The sequence below is a fragment of the Rathayibacter sp. AY1B7 genome (assembly GCF_002932735.1).
Lineage (GTDB): Bacteria > Actinomycetota > Actinomycetes > Actinomycetales > Microbacteriaceae > Rathayibacter.
On record NZ_PSWK01000029.1, the window covers coordinates 19,766 to 39,019 of the forward strand.

Consider the following 19,254-nt stretch of genomic DNA (forward strand, 5'->3'; position numbering starts at 1 on the left):
GCTCCTCCACACACAGCAACCCACCCGACCACTCAGGTCACCTCTCCGCAGGACACGTGTGCCCTCGGACCCCTCGGATCGATCGAAGGAGATCACTTCCATGCCCGCACGCCCCTTCACCCGCAGCCGCCTCTCCCGCACCGCCCGACTCGGCTCGGCCGGCGTCGCCTTCGGCGCCGTCGCGCTGATGCTCACCGGCTGCATCTCGAACGCCCCGGTCGAGACCGGCAACGCCGCCTCCGGCGGGACCGCCGCCGCCGTGGCCGCCTCGGACAACGACGCCTCCGGCGACAACGTCGTCATCGGCTTCACCGCTCCCGCCGCCGACCACGGCTGGATGGGCGCGGTCAGCCGCGCCGCCATCGCCGAGGCCGAGAAGTACGACGACGTGGAGCTCCGCACCGCGGAGGGCACCAACGACGTCAACCTCCAGATCAGCCAGGTCGAGACCTTCATCAACGACGGAGTCGACGCGATCGTGCTCCTGCCGATCGACGGAGCGGCGCTCACGCAGGTCGCCACCCAGGCGATGGAGGCGGGCATCACCGTCATCAACGTGGACCGCGAGTTCTCCAGCCCCTTCGCCGCCCGATCGACCATCCTCGGCGACAACTACGGCATGGGCGTCAGCGCCGGCACCTACATCTGCGAGGAGCTCGGCGACAACCCCGACGCCGTCGTCGCCGAGATCGCCGGCATCGACTCCCTCCCGCTGACTCAGGAGCGCAGCCAGGGCTTCTCGGACGCGCTCGAGGGCTGCGGACTCGACGTGGACAACCGCGTCGCCGCCGACTTCACCGTCCAGGGCGGAGAGCAGGCCGCGGCCAACCTCCTCCAGGCCGCGCCGAAGATCGACGCCATCTGGAACCACGACGACGACCAGGGCGTCGGCGTCCTCGCGGCGATCGACACCGCCGGACGCGACGAGTTCCTCTTCGTCGGCGGCGCCGGATCGGCCAACGTGATGCGTGCGATCGAGGCCGACGACTCCGTCGTCAAGGCCACGGTCGTCTACCCCTCGACCCAGGCCGCGGACGGCATCAAGCTCGCCCGCCTCGTCGAGCAGAACAAGTCGATGGCCGACACCAGCTCGCTCGGCGTCCCCCGCCAGATCCAGCTCTTCGCGCCGGTCGTCACCAAGGACAACGTCTCCGAGTACCTGCCCTCGGCCTTCGAGTCCTGATCGGCCCCACCAGCCCGGGTCGGCGCGGGAACCATCCCGCGCCGGCCCCCACCTCGGCGCCGCCCCGGGATCACTGACGACCCGCAGCGCAGCGCCACCGGCATCCGCGAGAGGAGGAGGAGTGCAAGACACCGGCCCCAGGGCCGGACAGGAGGAGACCGGATCCGCTCAGTCGTGCGGACAGCGACGGACCCGGCCTCTGCGATGAACACCTCATTGAAGGAATCACATCACGCATGAATGGTAAGCGATCCTCGAGAAGAAGCATCAGGCGTCTTCTCGCACTCGGCATCGCCGGGATGGTGACGGTCTCCGGACTCACCGCCCTCGGCCTGCCCGCCTCGGCCCACGACGGAGTGGACCACGGTTCCGAGGGCGGAGCATCCGCTCTCGACTGGAGCAACTACGAGAAGGTCCTGCTGACGAAGAACGTCGGCGAGCCCCTCGACCTGGCCGTCCTCCCGGACAAGTCGGTCCTCCACACCGCTCGGAACGGCGAGATCCGCCACACCGACCCCAAGACCGGCACCACCCGTGTCGTCAACACGATCCCCGTGTACCAGAACTCGGAGGACGGACTGCAGTCCGTCGGCATCGACCCCGACTTCGCCGAGAACAAGTGGGTCTACCTCGTCTACGCGCCCCCCGGGAACACCCCGACCGGCGCGGCTCCGAACATGCTGCCCGAGGGCGCGACCGACAGCTACTGGGACCAGTGGAAGGGCATCAACCGCCTCTCCCGGTTCAAGTGGACCGGCTCGGGCCTCGATCTCGCGAGCGAGCAGAAGATCATCGACATCGAGACCCAGCGCGGGCAGTGCTGCCACGTGGGTGCCGACTTCGACTGGGACGCCGACGGCAACCTGTACCTCTCCACCGGCGACAACACGCCGGCGAGCGCTCCGGGTGCCGCGGGCTTCGCGCCGAACAACGACGCGCCCCGCATGAACCCGGGCTTCGACTCGCGTCGCGGCGCCGGCAACACGAACGACCTCCGCGGCAAGATCCTCCGGATCACCGTGCAGGAGGACGGCTCGTACACGATCCCCGACGGCAACCTCTTCCCGGTGGGAACCGAGAAGACCCGCCCCGAGATCTTCGTGATGGGCGTCCGCAACCCGTTCAAGATCGACGTCGACGCCGAGACGAACACCCTCTCCTGGGGCGACTACGGCCCCGACGCCACGAAGGCCGCTGCGGCCGACGGCGTCCGCGGCCCGATGGGCCTCGTCGAGTGGAACGCGACCGGACTGGACGAGCCGCACAACTCCGGCTGGCCCTACGTCCACGGACCGAACGCGCCGTACAACGAGTGGAACTTCGAGACGTCGACGCCCCGCGGCTTCTTCGACCCGGAGAACCTGAAGAACAACTCGCGCTGGAACACCGGCCTCGTCGACATCCCGGACGCCAAGGCGGCGACCGTCTACTACGGCGACAACCCCGGCGACCAGCCGTTCGACGAGCTCGTCAACTTCGGGACCAGCACCGGCCAGGGCCCCATGGGCGGACCGGTGTACCACTTCGACGCGGACAACACCTCGACGTCGAAGTTCCCGGAGTACTGGGACAAGAAGACCTTCTTCGGCGAGTTCTCGCAGGACTACATCGCGGCGTTCACGCTCGATGAGGACCGCGCGGTCACGCACATCGAGGACTTCCTCCCCAACGCGGCGCTCAGCCAGGCCGCGCAGCCGATCCACGACAACCCGATGGACATGGAGTTCGGCCCCGACGGGTCGATGTACGTGATCGAGTACGGCGACGGATTCTTCCGCGCCAACCCCGACGCGGGCCTGTACCGGATCGACTACGCCGAGGGCAACAAGGCGCCGCAGGCCCGCTTCACCGCGACCCCCCTGTCCGCCTCGCAGACCCCGCTCGAGGTCACGTTCGACGCCAAGGGATCGACCGACCCCGAGGGCGACGCGCTCACCTACGACTGGGACTTCGACGGCGACGGCACCTTCGACGCCACCGGAGTGACCGTCAAGAAGAGCTACACCGAGCTCGGACAGTTCACGGCCCGTCTGCGCGTCACCGACGCCAAGGGCAAGTTCAGCCTGACCTCGCGGGTCATCTCGGTCGGCAACCAGGCGCCGCAGATCCAGATCCAGACGCCCGGCAACGGCTCGTTCTTCAGCTGGGGCGACGCGATCCCCTACCAGGTGACCGGCAAGGACGCTGAGGACGGCGACCAGATCGTCAGCAGCCGCGTGGGCTGGACCTACGGCCTCGGCCACGACGAGCACGCCCACCCCGAGGTCACCGGCACCGGTGCCAAGGGAGCGTTCCCGACGTCCAAGGACTCGCCCGAGCACGGCCCCGGCGCGCTGCTGTACGGCACCGTCGTCGTGACCTACACGGACGGCGGCTTCAACGGCCTGCCCCCGGCTGCGGCCGAGGCGACGCTGCGGCTGAACCCGAAGACGCAGGAGGCGGAGCACGCCGCCCGTGAGGGCGTCCTGCCCTACGCGGACACCACCGCCAGCGGCGGCAACGCCGTCAGCGGACTCGGTGCGGGATCCTTCCTGCGCTGGGACCCGGTGAACTTCGCCAACCTGACCGGCGTCGTGGTCCGCGCCACCGGTGAGGGCACCGTCGACCTCCGCTGGAACGCTGCCGACGCAGCGCCCTTCGGAACGGCGACCATCCCCGCGGGAGCCGGCTGGAAGGACGTCCTCGTCCCCTTCGGCACCAACGTCCCCCGCGGCACCGGCTCGCTCTACGTGACCTCGCCCAGCGGCCTGTCGCTCGACTCCCTCACCTTCCAGGGTGTCGGCGCCGGTGACAAGACGGCTCCGACCGTCGCGGCGACCCTCGACCCGGCAGCGCCTGCGGGCGTCGGCGGCGTCTACAACAAGCCCGTGACCCTCGGCCTCACCGCCACGGACAACGGAGCGCTCTCCACCGTCCAGTACTCCGCCGACAACGGCACGACGTGGACCACGGTCCGCGCCGTCAACGGCGCGTACACGGTCCCGTTCACCACGAACGGCGCCCGGACGATCCAGTACCGCGCCACCGACACCGGCGGCAACGTCTCGGCGGTCGGCACGGTGAAGTTCACGATCGACCTGGCCGCGGCGAACGCCCCGACCGCCGCGTCGACCACCACCGTGGCGCTCTCGGCTCCCCGCGTGACCTTCGGGGCACCGGGCGAGGCGACCGTCACGGTCACCGGTCAGGATGGGAACCCCGGCGGAGAGGTCGTCCTCTACGAGGGCGCCACCGAGCTGGGCCGCGCGACGCTGAAGGACGGCAAGGCGACCTTCGCCCTGCCGAAGACCCTCGGCGCCGGCACCCACACCCTCCGTGCGGCGTACGGCTCGGACGCCACCTTCAAGGCCTCGGAGGGCACCGCCCGCCTGATCGTCTCGAAGGCCGCCTCGGAGCTCACCGCGACCGTCTCGCCCAACCCGGTCAAGCCGGGCGCCAGCGCGCAGGTCACGGTCGACGCGAAGTCCTTGACGGGTGTCGCCGGCACCGGTCAGGTGAGCGTGATGGTGAAGAGGAACCTCTCCACCGTCGCGATGCTCACCGGGACCCTCGACGAGAACGGGCACGTCGTGGTGACGCTCCCGAAGCTCGCGGCGGGCAGCTACAAGCTGACCGTCACCCACACCGCCACGGCGGACACCAACGCCGCGTCGGCGCTGCTGAACCTCACCGTCCAGCAGTAGCCCCCGCGCAGGGGCCGGCCGGCTCGACCGGGCCGGCCGGCCCCCCACCCCCTGCACCATCTGCCATTTCGAAGGAGAAATGATGCACCACCACCACGCATCCATCACGGCCAAGCCGATGAGCCGGCGCTCGCTGATGACGGCCCTGGCCGCATCGACCGTCGCGGTCGGCGTCGGAGCGGGAGCCCTCGCGGCGCCCGCCACGGCCGCCCCCGCGCCCTCGTCCGGATCCACGCGCCTGGTCCCGATCAACCGCATCGGCATCCAGCTCTTCAGCGTCCGCGACAAGGTCTCGTCGCTCGGCTTCCGGGCCGTCTTCGAGGAGCTCGGCCGCATCGGCTACAGCGAGATCGAGTTCGCCGGGTACACCCAGGGCAACGTCGGGGCGATCACCCCGCAGCAGATCCGCCAGCTGCTCGACGACAACGGCCTCCGCGCCGTCGGCTCGCACGTCGGCACCAACCTCCTCCGCTCGGAGCTGGGCAAGCAGATCGAGATCGCGCAGATCCTCGGCACGCCGCACCTCGGCACCGGCAACGCGCCCACCAACGTCAACACCAAGGCGGGCTACCTCGCCGCGGCGGAGGAGTGGAACAAGTGGGGCCAGCAGGTCTCGGCCGCGGGCATGAAGCTCTACCAGCACAACCACGCCGGTGAGTTCGGGTTCGCCACGGACGACCCCAAGACCCGCCTGTACGACCTCTTCTACGACAACACCGACCCGCGTCACGTGTACCTCGAGATGGACGTCTACTGGGCGTACGTCGGCAAGAAGCTCTACCCGGGCTTCGAGCCGCTCGACTACATCAAGCGCAACCCGCGCCGCTACCCGATCCTGCACCTCAAGGACGGCAAGACGAACAACGCCAACACCAACGGCTACGACATCGTCGAGTTCGGCGCGGGCAACCTGCCCTACCAGGCGTTCCTCTCGGAGCTGCGCGACCGCGGCCAGCGCTTCGGCGTCTGGGAGCAGGACACCGCTCCCACGCTGGCGACGCCGCCGAGCACGGGGAACTCCCTCGAGGCCGCTTCCCGCAGCTACTCCGCGATCGCTGCGCTCCGTGGCTGAGCGCACCTCGCGCCGCGCGCGCCGCACCGACAGCACCACCACCAGCACGACGCGCACGAGCGCACCGAGGAGAACCCCCATGAAGTGGAAGACGCCCACGGCGGTCCTCGCGGCCGCCTCCCTCGCGATGGTCGCCGCACCGTCCGCCTTCGCGGCGACGACGGACTGCACCACCGAGCTCGGGAACCAGACGATCACCGGAGATCTCAACGTCGGCGCAGGCCAGACCTGCGTGCTCGGCAACGTGACCGTCACCGGCAACGTCATCGTCGGCGACGACGCCTGGCTGGACGCCACCTCGGCGACCATCGGCGGCGACGTCATCGGCACCGACGCGTACGGCATCTCGATCGACGGCACCAGCGTCGGCGGAGACGTCGTGTCGTTCTCGGACGGCAGCCGCAACGGCTTCCTCTACCTGCGCGACCTCACGGTCGGCGGCATGGTCGAGGCCGGCGGGATCGACGTCGAGTTCAGCGACCTCTCGGTCGACGGCTCGGTCAGCACCGACGCGGCGAACTACGTCGACGTCGACCGCACCAGCGTCGGCGGCGACGCCACCTTCGCCGGCAGCGACTTCGGCGTGAACGTGCAGGGCGCCATCGTCGGCGGCTCGCTCGCCGTCACCGGCTCCTCGCGCGGCGTCCTCCTGGGCGCGAACGAGGACGGCTCGGCCTCGGCCCTCGGCAACACGGTGGGCGGGAACCTCACGCTCTCGGGCAACTCCGGCAACGTCCAGCTCGCGGGCTCGACGGTCGGCGGGCGCATCGCGCTCGCCGACAACGCGCCGGCGGTCAACTTCGGCGCGGGCAACACCGCCGCCGGAGTCGACGGCACCTTCACGGGAACGGCGGCGGGCGCTGCGGCGGCCGGCGACCAGGCCGTGGCCGTCATCGTCCCCGAGGCCAACAAGGGCGAGCTGACCTGGACGCTCGAGGGCACCAGCAACCTGGTGAACCTCGGCGTCGCCGAGGAGCAGGGCGACCACTTCGCCGCCTCCGGTGAGCTCGTGCCGGTCCGCGTGACCGACACCCGCCTCAACGGCCCGGCCTGGTCGGTCACCGGCCAGCTGAGCGACTTCCGCTCCGGCGAGAAGACGTTCTCGGGCAAGCACCTCGGCTGGACCCCCGAGGTCCTGGAGAACACGGGCGGTGCCGTCGCCGGCGCAGCCGTCCCCTCCGGGTTCGACTCAGGCAACGGCCTCGCCACGCCCCGCGTCCTCGGCTCCGCCGCGGCGCAGCACCCGACCGGATCCTCGGTCCTGGGCGCCGACCTCGACCTGAAGCTCCCGCTCTCGGTCGGAACCGGCACCTACACCGCGACGCTGACGCTCACCGCGCTCGGCTAGCACCGGTGGGGCGGCCTCCGGGCCGCCCCACCCTCCCCCCGTCTCCCCGCGAGACGCCACTCCGGTCCGCCCCGCTCGGCGTGCCGCGCACCGGAGCGGCGTCCCGCGGGGAGGCATCCCCCCTTGCAACGGAAGCCTGATCGATGTCGCTCATGCCACGCACCTCCCGCACCACCGCCGCCCTGCTGCTGATGACGCTCCTCGCAGCCGGCGGCCTCTCGGCTCAGGCGGGTGCCCAGGAGGCGGACCCCGCCTCCACGCCGGTCACCTGGGGGGTGCGCCCCGCCGACACCGAGCAGGGCAGCGAGCGGCCGAACTACGCGTACGCCCTCGATCCCGGCGGCCGCCTCAGCGACGCCCTGATCGTCTCCAACTACGACGACGAGGAGCAGACGTTCCGCGTCTACGGCTCCGACGGCTTCATCACCGAGGCCGGCCAGCTCGACCTGCTCCCCGCCGCGGAGCCCTCGACGCAGCTGGGCAGCTGGATCGCGTTCCCCGAGCCCGAGGTCACCGTGCCCGCCGGCGAGAGCGTGCAGGTCCCGTTCGAGGTCGTCGTCCCCGACGACGTGACCCCGGGCGACTACGCCGCGGGCGTCGTCTCCTCGATCCTGGTGCAGGGCGAGACCGGAGTCTCGGTCGACCGGCGCCTGGGCTCGCGGATGTACCTCCGCGTCGGCGGCGAGCTCGCCCCGCGCCTGTCGATCGACGGCCTCGCCGTCTCGTACCAGGGCGGCTGGAACCCCTTCGCCCCCGGCTCCGCGACCGTCGACTACACCGTGACCAACGCGGGCAACACCCGCATCGCGCCGGGCGCCGAGATCAGCGTCGCCGGCCTCTTCGGCCTCGCCCCGGTGTCCGCGACCGACCCGGAGCCGCTGCCCGAGCTCCTCCCCGGAACCTCCGTCTCGCGCACCGTGACCGTCGCCGGAGTCTGGCCGCTCTTCGTCGCGACCGCCCGCGCCGCGCTCTCGGGCACCGTCGTCACCGCCGACCAGGCCGCGCAGGCCGACTCCGCCGTCGTCGTCCCCGACGTGCCGGTCGCCACCGCCGAGACCTCGGCCGCGGCCGTGCCGTGGAGCGCCGTGCTCCTCCTCGCCCTGCTCATCGGGCTCATCGTGCTGACCGTCGGCCGCCGCCGCCGCCGGGCCGCGGGGGAGCAGGCGCGCATCGACGCCGCCGTCGCCGCCGCTCTCGGCGCCCAGCCGGAGGACGCCGACCGCGCGGAGGTCCGCTCCTGACCGGGTGCGGCCGACGCGGTCCGCGGGGGATCGCGCCGGCGCGGCCCGCCGCCTCCGGGCGCGCGGCCGCCGCTCTAGCGGACCGCCCGCCCCTCGGCGCGCAGCTGCTCGAGGAAGCCGTCCACCACGGCGGGGCTGAGCAGGTGCCCGCGCAGCATCAGCGCGGCACCGCGCACGCCCCCGCTGCCGCCCAGCTCGGCGGTCACCACGTCGAGCCGCTGCGTCGCGAGGGGGAGGGAGCGCTCGTCGATCACCGAGCGCACGGCCGTCAGGATCTCCGGGCTGGCGAGGGCGACCGCGCCGCCCAGCACGATGACGGAGGGGTTCAGCAGGCTCACGCAGGTGGCCAGCACCTCGCCGAGCTGGAGGCCCGCGATCCGCGCCGCCTCGACGGCCTCGGGATCGCGCGCCTTCAGCAGGTCGATCAGCTCGCGCACCGACTGCACGTCGCGGCCCGCCCGGGCGAGCCCGGCGGCCAGAGCGGAGCCGCCCGCGACCGCCTCGAGGTCCCCCTCCTGACCGCCCGCCGCGGCCGGGGCCGTGCGCGGCACCTGGACGTGGCCGAGATCACCCGCGGAGCCGAGGGCTCCGCGCTGGAGCAGCCCGGACGAGACGATGCCCGCGCCGATGCCGGTGCCGACCTTCACGAACATCAGGTCGAGGGCGTGCGGGAAGCGCGAGGCCCGCTCACCGAGCGCCAGCAGGTTCACGTCGTTGTCGACGAGCACCGTGGTGTCGTAGCGCCGGCGCACGAAGGCGGGGATGTCGAAGCCGTCCCAGCCGGGCATGATCGGCGGGCGCACCGGGCGGCCGCTCGCGTGCTCCACCGGGCCGGGCACGCCGACCCCGATGCCCGCGAGGGCGGTGCGGTCGACCCCGGCCGCGGCGAGGATCCCGTCGCAGACGTCGAGCGCGTGCCCGAGCACCGCCACGGGGCCCTGCGCGATGTCGAGCTCCTCGCGGCGCTCGGCGATGATGCGGCCGTCGAAGTCGGTCAGCGCGATGGTCGAGTGCGCCGCGCCCAGGTCGATGGCCAGGAGCGAGCGGACGGCCGGGTCGAAGACGAGGCGCGCGGACGGACGGCCGCCGGTCGACGGAGCGCGGTCGAGGTGCGCGATCAGTCCGAGCTCGAAGAACTGCTCCAGGCGCGTCATCACCGCGGTCCGCGCGAGGCCCGTCTCCTCGACCAGCTCGGCGCGGGTGCGCGGCCGACCGTCGGCGAACAGCCTCAGCATGTCGCCGGTCGCGGTACCCGCGCGCTCGGCCACGCTCAGCTCCTTCTCTCGGCCCGGAGGACGGGTTCGGGGGACAGCACACCTGAGGAAACCAGTCGACGCACGGTCGCGCAATCTCGGCGGGCCCTGCGTGCGGTTCCTGCGCAACACGGCCGGCCGGAGGCGCGACGCGCGCCCGGCCGAGGCCCCTCCCCACTCCGATCGCCCGGGTGCGCCCCGACGATCGCCGCTCAGCCAGCCCTTCCAGACAGGAGAGAACGATGACCTCGTCCGACACCACCACCACAGGCGCCCCCCGATCGAGCGGGCGCATCGGCCTCTGGCTGATCGGGGCCCGGGGCAGCGTCGCCACCACGGCCGCCGTGGGCCTGCACGCCATCGCCGCCGGAGCCGCGCCCAGCTCGGGCTGCGCCACCGCGACCCCCGCCTTCGAGGACGTCCCGCTCGCCGGGTTCGCCGACATCGTCATCGGCGGCCACGACGTCTCGCCGACCCCGCTGCTCGAGAAGGCCACGGGCCTCGCGGCCGGCGGCATGTTCCCGACCTCGGTCGTCGCCGAGGTGGCCGACCGGATCGACGCGACCGACGCCGAGATCCGCCTCGCCCCCGCCGACGCCGCGTCGCAGCAGGAGGAGATCGACCGCCGGGCCGCCGACATCGTCGCCTTCCGCGAGCGCCACGGCCTCGCCCGGGTCGTCGTGATCGACGTCGCCTCGACCGAGGTGCTACCGGCCGACCGTCCCGAGTTCCACGACCTCGCCGCTCTGCGCGCCGCCCTGGCGCGTCCGGGCGAGCGCCTCCTGCCGCCGAGCTCGATCGCCGCCCTCTCGGCCGTCGTCGCGGGCGCGGCCTACGCCTGCTTCACTCCCTCGACCGCGCTGGCTCTGCCGGCCCTGGAGGAGTGGGCCGCCGAGGCCGGGATCCCGATCGCCGGCCAGGACGGCAAGACGGGGGAGACCCTGCTCCGCAGCGTGCTCGCGCCGATGTTCACGGCGCGCGGGATGCGCGTGCTCTCGTGGGCGGGCGCGAACCTCCTCGGCGGCGGCGACGGGCAGACCCTCGCCGACCCGGAGGCGGTGCGCTCGAAGCTCGTCTCGAAGAACCGCGGACTCCGCAGCCTCCTCGGCGACGACGTCGTCACTCCGCTCCACATCGACAACGTCCCGGACCTCGGCGACGTCAAGACCGCCTGGGACCACGTGCACGCGGAGGGCTTCCTCGGCTCGCGGATCACGGTGCAGACGATCTGGTCGGCGTACGACTCGGCCCTCGCGGCGCCGCTGATCCTCGACCTCGCCCGCCTGCTGGCGCTCGCGGACGAGGCCGGCGTCTCGGGCCCGGTCGGCGAGCTCGGCTTCTTCTTCAAGGACCCGTGGGGCAGCGACGTGCACGGCTTCGCCGAGCAGACCGCGGAGCTGGTGGCCTGGTCCGCCCGCACCGGCGCCCTCGTCGCCGAGCGCCGCACCCCGGTGACGAGCGGGACGCGGAGCGATGGCTGAGCTGCGCGACTACCTCGAGCTCGTCCGCGCGAAGGCCGCGCTGACCGTGATCGGCGACACCGTCGCGGGCGGAGCGTGGGCGGGCCGCGGAGTGGGAGCGCGCACGGTCGCGCTCCCGCTGTCCTCCGCGCTGCTCTACTCGGCGGGCATGGCGCTCAACGACTACGCGGACGCCGAGCTCGACGCCCGGGAGCGGCCCGAGCGGCCGATCCCCTCGGGGCGCATCCGGCGCTCGGCGGCGCTGGGCACGGCGGCCGCGCTGACCGCGGCGGGGATCGCCGTGGCGGCCGTCGTGGACGGGCGGCGCTCGCTCGCGCTCTCGCTGCCGCTCGCGGCCGGGATCTGGTCGTACGACCTGCTCGCGAAGCCGACTCCGCTGGGCCCGGTCGTGATGGCGGCCTGCCGCGGTCTCGACGTGCTGCTCGGCGCGGGCGTCGACGGCGTGCGCGCGGCGGCCCCCGCCTCCGCCGCCGTGGCCGCGCACACGCTCGGCGTCACCGTGCTCTCGCGCGGCGAGGTGCACGGCACCACCCCGGTCGCGGCGGGAGCGGTCTCGGCCGGGACCGTGGCTATCGCGCTGTCCACCGCGGCCGGCGCTCTGGCCGAGCGCCGGGCCGCCCCCGCCGCGGTCGTCGCCGCGGGCCTCGGGCGCTGGCTCCTGCTCGTGCTCACCGCGCAGCTGCAGTCCGTGCGGACGCCGACGGCCGCGGCCGCGCGGACGGCCACCCGCGCGGGCATCACCGGGATGATCCCGCTGCAGGCCGCGCTCGCCGGTCTGAAGCGTCCCGAGCTGGGGGCGGCGCTGCTCGCGCTCGACGCGATCGGCTCCCTCCTGCTCCGCCGCCCGCGGACGGCGGACATCACATGAGCGCCACCGGACCCGTCCTCGGCTACGGCACCAACGGCTTCGCCGACCACACCCTCGACGACGCGCTCACGGTGATCCACGCCGCGGGGTACCGCGCCGTCGCGCTCACCCTCGGGCACCCGCACCTCGATCCCTTCGCGGCCGACTGGCGCGAGCGGACGCTGGCGCTCCGGTCGCGGCTCGACGAGCTGGGCCTGCGCGTGGTCGTCGAGACGGGCGCGCGGTACCTGCTCGACCCGTTCGCGAAGCACCGCCCCACGCTGGTCGACGAGGAGGCCGGCCCCCGCGTCCGCTTCCTCGAGCGCGCGATCGAGATCGCCGCGCTGCTGGGCGCCGACGCCGTCTCCCTCTGGTCGGGGGTCGTGCCGGAGGGCGCCGATGCGGCCGCGGCCTGGCGGCTGCTCGTCGAGCGGATGCGCGGCGTCGTCGCGACGGCCGAGCGCCACGGTGTGCGGCTGGCCGTCGAGCCCGAGCCGGGGATGCTGGTGGAGACGGTCGCCGACGCGCTGCTGCTGCGCCGCGAGCTCGGCGACCCGGAGTCGGTCGGTCTGACGGTCGACCTCGGCCACTGCGTCGTGGTGGAGCCGGACGGCGTGGTCGGAGCCCTCCGCAGCGCCGGGGACCTGCTCCTGAACGTGCAGGTCGACGACATGCTCCCGGGGCGGCACGAGCACCTCGAGCTCGGCACCGGATCGCTCGACCTCGCGGCCGCCTTCGCGACCCTCGCCGAGATCGGCTACCGCGGGATCGCCGCCGTCGAGCTGCCCCGGCACTCGCACGACGCGCCCCGCCTGGCCGTGGCGAGCCTCGCGGCGATGGAGGAGGCGCTCGGCGGCGCCTCCTCGCACGCCGAGCACCCGTGGACCGCGGCCGCCCGTTCCGCCGTCCTCGAGCGCCCGTCGCGGATCGAGCGCTTCTTCCCCGCCGCGGGCCGCGAGGCCGGACGCGAGCCGCTCCGGCCCGCCGAGGACCCGCACGGCCTCGTCCACGGCACGCACGACGACGCGGCCCGCGCCGCCCTGGTGCAGGCCGCGGCGCAGGCGCTCGGCGACGACGACCTGGCCGCTCTCCTCCTCCGCCTCTACCGCGGCGGGGACGGCGCCGAGCGCCGCGGAGTGCTGGCCGGGCTGAACGCCCTCGGCGACCCGGGACCGGCGACGACCCTCGCCGGCCTCGAGCTGACCGCCGACGCCCTGCGCGCCAACGACACCCGGCTCGTCGCCGCGGCGATGGGCTCCTTCGCCCGCCGCCACCTCGACGCGCACGCCTGGCGGCACGGGGTGCTCAAGCTCGTCTTCCTCGGCGTCCCGCTCGCGGCGGTCGCCGGGTTGGAGGAGCGCAGCGACGCCGAGCTGCGCGCGATGGCCGGCCGCTTCGCGGACGAGCGCCGCGCGGCCGGGCGCCCCCTCCCGGACGATCTGGCGGTGCTCCTGCCGAGCTGACCGCCCCCCGAACGCCGCCCCGACCGCGCGGCACCACCACCGATGAGAAAGGCGCGACGATGCGCATCTTCGACCCGCACATCCACATGACCTCCCGCACCACCGACGACTACCAGGCGATGTTCGACGCCGGCGTCCGCGCGGTCGTCGAACCCTCCTTCTGGCTCGGCCAGCCGCGCACGAACGTCGGCTCGTTCACGGACTACTTCGACGCCCTGATCGGCTGGGAGCGCTTCCGCGCCGCGCAGTTCGGCATCCGCCACCACTGCACCATCGGGCTCAACCCGAAGGAGGCGAACGACCCGCGCTGCCGGGCCGTCCTGCCCGAGCTCGACCGCTACCTCGCCAAGGACGGCGTCGTCGCGGTCGGCGAGACCGGCTACGACTCGCTCACCCCCGAGGAGGACCAGGTCTTCCGCCAGCAGCTCGAGCTCGCCGGCGAGCACGGCCTCCCCGCGATGGTGCACACCCCGCACCGCGACAAGGAGTCGGGCACCCGCCGGACCCTCGAGGTCGTCGCCGACTCGGGGCTCGAGCCCGGGCGGGTCCTCGTCGACCACCTCAACGAGGTCACCGTCGACGCGGTCCGCGACTCCGGCTGCTGGATGGGCTTCTCCATCTACCCCGACACGAAGATGGACGAGACCCGCCTGGTGACGCTGGTCGAGCGGATCGGGCTGGACCGCGTGCTGGTCAACTCCGCCGCCGACTGGGGCCGCTCCGACCCGCTCACGACCGCGAAGACCGGCCGCCTCCTCCTCGTCGCCGGCTTCAGCGCGGGCGACGTGGACCGGCTGCTCTGGCAGAACCCGGTCGAGTTCTACGGGCAGAGCGGACGCCTGGACCTCTCGCCCGTCGCGGGCTTCGACGTGCAGGAGTCGGCCGGCCGCACCTTCGAGGGCAACTCCGTGCTCCGGGGCGCGCCGCGCGTGGCGGAGGTCGTGTGATGCACCTCTCCTACTGCACCAACGTCCATCCCGCCGAGGACCTGGCCGGAGTCGTCCGCCAGCTCGACGTCTACGCCGGACCCGCGCGCGTGGCCGCCGGGCTCGCCCTGGTCGGAGTCGGCCTGTGGATCCCGCGTGACCTCGCGGCCCGCCTGGTCGCCAGCGCCGAGGACCGCGCCGTCCTCCGCGCGGCCCTGCAGCGCAACGGCCTGGAGGTGCGCACGCTCAACGCGTTCCCGTACGCCGCGTTCCACGCCGAGGTCGTGAAGCTCGACGTCTACCGCCCCGACTGGACCACGCCGGAGCGCCTGCAGTACACGATCGACTGCGCGCGGATCCTGGCCGACCTGCTGCCCGCCGGCGCCGACGGCAGCATCTCGACGCTGCCGCTGGGCTGGCGCGAGGGCTGGGGGCGGGAGCAGGACGAGGCCGCCTGCCGGAACCTCGCCCGGCTCGTCGAGGAGCTGCGCGACCTGCGCCGCTCCACCGGCCACGCGATCCGCCTGGCGATCGAGCCCGAGCCCGGCTGCATCCTCGACACCGTGGACGACGTCGTCGACTGGCTGCACCCGCGGATCGGAGTGGTCGACCCGGCGTACGTGGGCGTGTGCCTCGACACCTGCCACCTCGCCGTCTCCTTCGCCGACCCGGCCTCGGCCGTCCGCCGCATCCGCGACGCGGGCCTGCGCGTGGTCAAGGTGCAGGCCTCCGCCGCGCTCCACCTGGAGGACCCCTCGGGCCGCGCCGCGCTCACCCCGTTCGTCGAGAAGCGCTACCTGCACCAGACCCGCGAGAACGGGATCGACGGAGTGCTCCGCGTCGACGACCTGCCCGAGGCGCTGGACACGCTCCCCGGCACCGGCCCGTGGCGCGTGCACTTCCACGTGCCGCTGCACCACCGGCCGGAGGCGCCGCTCTCGGCGACCACGGCCGTCCTGGCGGAGGCGGTCTCGGCGGTCGACGCCGCCTGGCCGTACGACGAGATCCACCTCGACGTCGAGACCTACACCTGGTCGGTGCTCGCCGACGCCCCGAGCGACCTCTCGACGGGCATCGGCGCCGAGCTCGCCTGGGCGGCCGCGCACCTGCTCACGCCCGCCTCCCGAGAGGCGCTGCTGGCGCCCCTCCTCCCGCAGGCGGCGGCGCTGTGAGGCCCGTGCTGCTGCTCGACGTGGTCGGGCTGACCTCGACGGCGCTCGCCGACATGCCCCGCCTCTCGCGGCTGGCCCGCGCGGGCGGGCGCCTGCCGCTGGACACGGTCCTGCCCGCGGTCACCTGCAGCGTGCAGTCGACCATGCTCACCGGCTCGATGCCCGCGCAGCACGGGATCGTCGGCAACGGCTGGTACTTCCGCGACCTCGGCGAGGTGCACCTGTGGCGCCAGCACAACCGCCTGGTCACGGGGGAGAAGGTCTGGGAGACCGCGCGCCGGCTGAGCGGGGAGCCGTACCGCGCGGCCAACATCGGCTGGTGGTACGCGATGGGGGCGACGACCGACGTCACCGTCACTCCGCGCCCGATCTACCACGCCGACGGCCGCAAGTCGCCGGACGCGTACGTGCGCCCGCCGGCGCTGCACGACGAGCTGGTCTCGCGCTTCGGCGCCTTCCCGCTGTTCCAGTACTGGGGGCCGACCGCGTCGCTCCGCTCGACCCAGTGGATGGTCGACGCGACCCGGCACGTGCTGGCCGGAGACGGCTCCGGACCGCCCGAGCTGACCACGGCGTACCTGCCGCACCTCGACTACGACCTCCAGCGCTTCGGTCCGGACTCGCCCGAGGCGCGCCGGGCCGCGTCGGAGCTCGACGTGGTGCTCGCTCCGCTGCTCGACGACGCGGAGGCGCTGGGCGCGTCGGTGATCGTGGTCGCCGAGTACGGGATCGCCGACGCCGACACCCCGGTCGACGTGAACCGGGCGCTCCGCCGCGAGGGCCTGCTCGAGGTCTACGTGCAGGACGGCCGCGAGCAGCTGGACCCGTGGACGTCGCGCGCGTTCGCCGTCGCCGACCACCAGGTCGCCCACGTCTACGTGCAGGACGCGGCGGACCTGCCGCAGGTGCGCTCGATCCTCGAGGGGCTCGACGGCGTCGACGAGGTGCTCGACCGGGAGGCGCAGGCCCGCTACGGCCTCGACCACGAGCGCTCGGGCGAGTTCGTCATGGTCGCCCGGCCGGGGGCGTGGTTCACCTACTACTACTGGCTCGACGACGACCGCGCGCCCGACTTCGCCCGCGGCGTCGACATCCACCGCAAGCCCGGCTACGACCCGGCCGAGCTCTTCTTCGATCCGGCCGACCCGCTGGTGAAGGCGAAGGCGGCGGGCAACCTGGCCAAGAAGGCACTGGGGCTGCGCTACGCGATGAACCTGGTGCCCCTGGACGCGTCGCTCGTGCGCGGCACGCACGGGAGGCTGCCGTCCTCATCGGCCGACACCCCGCTCGTGCTGGCCTCGGACGCGGACCTGCTGCCGGCCGGAGCCGCGTCGCTCCCGGCCACCGCGGTGCGCGACCTGGTGCTCGCGGCGCACGGCCCGGCCCTCGCGAAGGAGGCGTCGGCGCTCGCGCGCTGAGGGAGGGGACGCCCGGCGGCCCGTGCGCGGGCCGTCGGGTGTCGGGGGCTCAGCCGGGGTCGCCGCGGTCCGACGCGAGCTCAGGCGAGCTCGCCGCGGACCGACGCGAGCTCAGGCGAGCTCGCCGCGGACCGCAGCGGGCTCAGGTCCTCGCCGCGGACCCAGCCGGGCGGCCGGGCGGCTCAGCGCGGCACGAGCCCGGTGAGCCGCGCCGTCAGCCGCTCGACGGGACCCGCACCGAGGAACCGCCACCACAGCACGGCGGCCGCGCACAGCCCGAGCACGAGGGCGAGAGCGGCGAGCGGAGTGTCGGCGGAGTAGCCGAGGCCCGCCCGCGCGAGCGCCGCGACGAGAGCGACCTGCAGCACGTAGACCGAGAGCGCGAGCGTGCCGATCGCCCGGAGCGGCACCAGCAGCCGCTGGACCGCGGTGGAGCGCGACGTGGTCAGCAGCACCACCGCCACGTAGGCCAGGAGCACGAGCCCGAGGTCGTGCAGGGTGTCCGGGAGGCTGCCGGAGGGCGACTCCACGCCGAGCAGGAGCGCGACCAGCGGCCGCACCGGGTACGCGACGACCGCGACCGCCGCGAGCACCGGCAGCAGCCGGTCGCGCTGCGCGCCGTGCCGCAGCAGCAGGGCTCCGAGGAGGAAGAAGGGGAGCAGGTTGGTCGCGCGGTAGCTCGGCCCGGTGAAGAGCCAGACGGCGAGCGGAGAGCCGGGTGCGGCGGCGGCGACCGCGGCGTTCGCGGGCCCGGCGGCGAGCGCGAGCACAGCGGCCAGCGCGGCGATCGTCCGGGAGCGGAGGAGCAGCAGCGGCGTGCCGAGCACGAGCACGACGCCGAGGTACTGCAGCACGATCGCGATCCAGCTGCCCCAGGTCTCGAGCCAGACGCCGAGCGCCACGAGCACCGCGCCGCGGATCGCGTTCCGCAGCAGCACCCGCCCGGGGGAGGCACCGGGCCGCGCGAGCACCAGGGCCGCCGACATCCCCATCACCAGCGCGAACAGCGGTGACGCGAGATCGTTGACGTTCCACGCCAGGAACCCGACCACTCCCGTGCGCGCGCTCGGCACGAGCGGCATCGCGTGCGCGACGAGCATGGCCGCCACCGCCACTCCGCGCAGCACGTCGGGGGCGACCAGTCGGTCGTGCCGGAGTCGCGGAGCCGTCGCAGTCATCCCGCGAGAGTAGGCGCGCCCCCGCCGCCGCGCCCCGCGCGAGCGCACCTCGCGCCACCGGCCGCCCGCCGGGCCGTCCGCCGGGCCGTCGGCCGGGGCGCCACCCGCTCCGCCGACGTGCGCTGCTGTCCGCTCCCCTCCGTCGGCCGGGGCCTCCGGCCGCCCGCTCCCAGCCGTCGCTGACCGGCCGCGGCGCCGCCCGCCCCGCCCGCGTGCGCTGCTGTCCGCTCCGCTCCGTCGGTCCGGGCCTCCGGCGGCCCGCTCCCACCCGTCGCTGACCGGCCGCGGCGCCGCCCGCTCCGCCGACGGGCGCTGCTGTCCGCTCCGCTCCGTCGGCCCGGCCTCCGGCCGCCCGCTCCGATCCGTCGCTGACGGCCCGTTCCGTCCTCCCGCACGGGCCGTTCGTGACGGATCGACGCCCGGCGCCCTCCGGCAGGCCCGCGCTCGCTCCGCATGCGGCGCCCAGTCGCGCCCGGCCCGCTCCGATCCGTCGCGGACGGCCCGTCCTGCGCTCCTCCGCAGGCCGTGAGCGACGGATCAGCGCCCGCCCGCGCCGCCGCCTCGCGCGGATCCCCGCCGCAATGCCCCGTCCGTGCCCTCGGCCTGCTCCGATGCGGCACGAACGGCTCCTTCCGTCCTCCCGAAGCGACCGTTCGCGACCCCTCGGCGCCCGTTCGTCCGTACGCGCGCTCGCGCCGCCGCCTCGCGCTCGGCGCCGCCGCGACGTCCCGGCCTCGCCGCGGCCTGCTCCGATGCGTCACGAACGGTCCCTTCCTCCCTTCCGAAGCGACCGTTCGTGACCCCTCGGCGCCCGCTCGTCCGCAGGCGCGCCCGCGCCGCCGCCTCGCGCTCGGCACCGCCGCGACGTCCCGGCCTCGCATCGGCCTGCTCCGATGCGTCACGAACGGTCGCTTCGGGAGGGCGGAAGGAGCCGTTCGTGACGCATCGGAGCAGGCCGATGCGAGGCCGGGCCGGCGCCGCGCGGCCCC

Annotated in this window: 13 protein-coding genes; 11 read left to right on the forward strand and 2 right to left on the reverse strand. The window is 74.0% G+C overall.

Annotated features, from left to right (window positions below):
• Positions 1 to 100 precede the first annotated feature (100 nt).
• The 5 genes from C5C95_RS14125 (at position 101) to C5C95_RS14145 (ending at position 8,527) form a co-directional block, all read left to right on the forward strand.
• Positions 101 to 1,183, forward strand: a complete 1,083-nt coding sequence (locus C5C95_RS14125; protein WP_104222461.1) for a substrate-binding domain-containing protein — start codon at positions 101 to 103, stop codon at positions 1,181 to 1,183.
• Between the two features lie 236 nt (positions 1,184 to 1,419).
• On the forward strand, positions 1,420 to 4,866 hold the full coding sequence (locus C5C95_RS14130; protein ID WP_181125696.1) for a PQQ-dependent sugar dehydrogenase: 3,447 nt from the start codon (positions 1,420 to 1,422) through the stop codon (positions 4,864 to 4,866).
• Between the two features lie 82 nt (positions 4,867 to 4,948).
• The gene (locus tag C5C95_RS14135; RefSeq protein WP_219813837.1) at positions 4,949 to 5,938 is read left to right on the forward strand and encodes a sugar phosphate isomerase/epimerase; all 990 of its coding nucleotides are present in this window, start codon (positions 4,949 to 4,951) and stop codon (positions 5,936 to 5,938) included.
• A 79-nt stretch (positions 5,939 to 6,017) separates the two neighbouring features.
• On the forward strand, positions 6,018 to 7,286 hold the full coding sequence (locus C5C95_RS14140) for a hypothetical protein (RefSeq protein WP_104226600.1): 1,269 nt from the start codon (positions 6,018 to 6,020) through the stop codon (positions 7,284 to 7,286).
• A 152-nt stretch (positions 7,287 to 7,438) separates the two neighbouring features.
• Positions 7,439 to 8,527, forward strand: a complete 1,089-nt coding sequence (locus C5C95_RS14145) for a hypothetical protein (protein WP_146087092.1) — start codon at positions 7,439 to 7,441, stop codon at positions 8,525 to 8,527.
• Between the two features lie 74 nt (positions 8,528 to 8,601).
• Here the strand turns inward: C5C95_RS14145 and C5C95_RS14150 are convergent, their stop codons facing one another.
• Positions 8,602 to 9,795 carry an ROK family protein gene (locus tag C5C95_RS14150; protein ID WP_258062157.1) on the reverse strand — a complete coding sequence of 398 codons (1,194 nt, stop codon included), beginning with the start codon at positions 9,793 to 9,795 and terminating at the stop codon, positions 8,602 to 8,604.
• 227 nt (positions 9,796 to 10,022) lie between these two features.
• Here C5C95_RS14150 and C5C95_RS14155 point away from each other — a divergent pair, with 227 nt between their 5' ends.
• Genes C5C95_RS14155 through C5C95_RS14180 form a run of 6 tightly spaced genes read left to right on the forward strand, consistent with a single transcriptional unit; the run spans position 10,023 to position 17,087 of the window.
• A complete protein-coding gene (locus C5C95_RS14155; RefSeq protein ID WP_104222464.1) occupies positions 10,023 to 11,261 on the forward strand; it encodes an inositol-3-phosphate synthase in 1,239 nt (412 codons plus the stop codon).
• On the forward strand, positions 11,254 to 12,129 hold the full coding sequence (locus C5C95_RS14160; protein WP_219814768.1) for an SCO3242 family prenyltransferase: 876 nt from the start codon (positions 11,254 to 11,256) through the stop codon (positions 12,127 to 12,129). The genes C5C95_RS14155 and C5C95_RS14160 overlap by 8 nt, the downstream gene beginning before the upstream one ends.
• On the forward strand, positions 12,126 to 13,571 hold the full coding sequence (locus tag C5C95_RS17880) for an EboA domain-containing protein (protein ID WP_104324694.1): 1,446 nt from the start codon (positions 12,126 to 12,128) through the stop codon (positions 13,569 to 13,571). Before C5C95_RS14160 ends, C5C95_RS17880 begins: the two co-directional genes overlap by 4 nt.
• Before the next feature lie 59 nt (positions 13,572 to 13,630).
• Positions 13,631 to 14,518 (forward strand): TatD family hydrolase, encoded by an 888-nt coding sequence (locus C5C95_RS14170; protein ID WP_104222466.1) that lies wholly within the window; start codon positions 13,631 to 13,633, stop codon positions 14,516 to 14,518.
• The gene (gene eboE, locus C5C95_RS14175; protein WP_104226604.1) at positions 14,518 to 15,669 is read left to right on the forward strand and encodes a metabolite traffic protein EboE; all 1,152 of its coding nucleotides are present in this window, start codon (positions 14,518 to 14,520) and stop codon (positions 15,667 to 15,669) included. Before C5C95_RS14170 ends, eboE begins: the two co-directional genes overlap by 1 nt.
• The gene (locus C5C95_RS14180; protein ID WP_104324695.1) at positions 15,666 to 17,087 is read left to right on the forward strand and encodes an alkaline phosphatase family protein; all 1,422 of its coding nucleotides are present in this window, start codon (positions 15,666 to 15,668) and stop codon (positions 17,085 to 17,087) included. The genes eboE and C5C95_RS14180 overlap by 4 nt, the downstream gene beginning before the upstream one ends.
• A 182-nt stretch (positions 17,088 to 17,269) precedes the next feature.
• Here the strand turns inward: C5C95_RS14180 and C5C95_RS14185 are convergent, their stop codons facing one another.
• The gene (locus tag C5C95_RS14185) at positions 17,270 to 18,265 is read right to left on the reverse strand and encodes an acyltransferase family protein (RefSeq protein WP_104222469.1); all 996 of its coding nucleotides are present in this window, start codon (positions 18,263 to 18,265) and stop codon (positions 17,270 to 17,272) included.
• Positions 18,266 to 19,254 lie beyond the last annotated feature (989 nt).

Excerpts from the sequence above, each read along its gene's own strand:
- C5C95_RS14125 (WP_104222461.1), top strand. The coding sequence starts at position 101 with ATGCCCGCACGCCCCTTCACCCGCAGCCGCCTCTCCCGCACCGCCCGA.
- C5C95_RS14145 (WP_146087092.1), top strand. The coding sequence starts at position 7,439 with ATGCCACGCACCTCCCGCACCACCGCCGCCCTGCTGCTGATGACGCTC.
- C5C95_RS14185 (WP_104222469.1), bottom strand. The coding sequence starts at position 18,265 with ATGACTGCGACGGCTCCGCGACTCCGGCACGACCGACTGGTCGCCCCC.
- eboE (WP_104226604.1), top strand. The coding sequence starts at position 14,518 with ATGCACCTCTCCTACTGCACCAACGTCCATCCCGCCGAGGACCTGGCC.
- C5C95_RS14170 (WP_104222466.1), top strand. The coding sequence starts at position 13,631 with ATGCGCATCTTCGACCCGCACATCCACATGACCTCCCGCACCACCGAC.
- C5C95_RS14135 (WP_219813837.1), top strand. The coding sequence starts at position 4,949 with ATGCACCACCACCACGCATCCATCACGGCCAAGCCGATGAGCCGGCGC.
- C5C95_RS14130 (WP_181125696.1), top strand. The coding sequence starts at position 1,420 with ATGAATGGTAAGCGATCCTCGAGAAGAAGCATCAGGCGTCTTCTCGCA.
- C5C95_RS17880 (WP_104324694.1), top strand. The coding sequence starts at position 12,126 with ATGAGCGCCACCGGACCCGTCCTCGGCTACGGCACCAACGGCTTCGCC.
- C5C95_RS14155 (WP_104222464.1), top strand. The coding sequence starts at position 10,023 with ATGACCTCGTCCGACACCACCACCACAGGCGCCCCCCGATCGAGCGGG.
- C5C95_RS14140 (WP_104226600.1), top strand. The coding sequence starts at position 6,018 with ATGAAGTGGAAGACGCCCACGGCGGTCCTCGCGGCCGCCTCCCTCGCG.
- C5C95_RS14160 (WP_219814768.1), top strand. The coding sequence starts at position 11,254 with ATGGCTGAGCTGCGCGACTACCTCGAGCTCGTCCGCGCGAAGGCCGCG.